This window comes from Caulobacter sp. (assembly GCF_017744445.1).
In the GTDB taxonomy this organism is placed as follows: Bacteria; Pseudomonadota; Alphaproteobacteria; order Caulobacterales; family Caulobacteraceae; genus Caulobacter.
In genome coordinates, this window is the sequence record NZ_JAGIBH010000124.1 from 1 (window position 1) to 588 (window position 588).

1 pseudogene is annotated in these 588 nt (G+C 53.4%); it reads right to left on the bottom strand.

From position 1 onward, the window contains the following. Positions 1-588 (bottom strand): annotated as a pseudogene (locus tag J7528_RS24000) (hypothetical protein); the annotation flags it as partial.

The window sequence follows — 588 nt, forward strand, 5'->3', positions numbered from 1 at the left end:
GTTGAGCGCTCTTCTGAACAGCATCGTCCATTTGCTGTTGAGTCGCTCCTGGAGCGTAGAATCCATTATTCATATTCAACCCCTGACCGATACCCACCCCCGTTCTAGAAGCATTCAGCTCTGTCCGGTATTCCTGCTCCCTATTACTAGGGAAACCAAGTCGGTTAAAATCCAACTCGTGGCGCGCCTCGTGAATCACGGCGGTCGCGCCCACGCCCCGCTGTATCTCACTCGTGGTCATGCCGGGGTTGGCGCTCGCATAATCCGCCCTCGCGCCCGTGGCGTTGATTTGTTGGATGTCAACCTTGATCAGCCCGCCAGGGCCGGCATTTGCCATCGTGCCGGATCTCAACGAGGCCGATTGGATCGTTACGCCATTCTTCACACCCGGTGCTCCCAAATAATTAAGTGTAGCACTCAACTTTTTGGCGGCGTCCGATTTCGAGTCCAAATTACTCAGGGCGTTTTGCGCGGTGTTTACGTAATCACTAATTGCTCCGCAGTCTGATTTACTGCCAGAGCAAATATAAAGACCCGTTGGATCACTCTTGTTCATTGGGTCGTTGCCGACATAGGCGTACCAGTTGA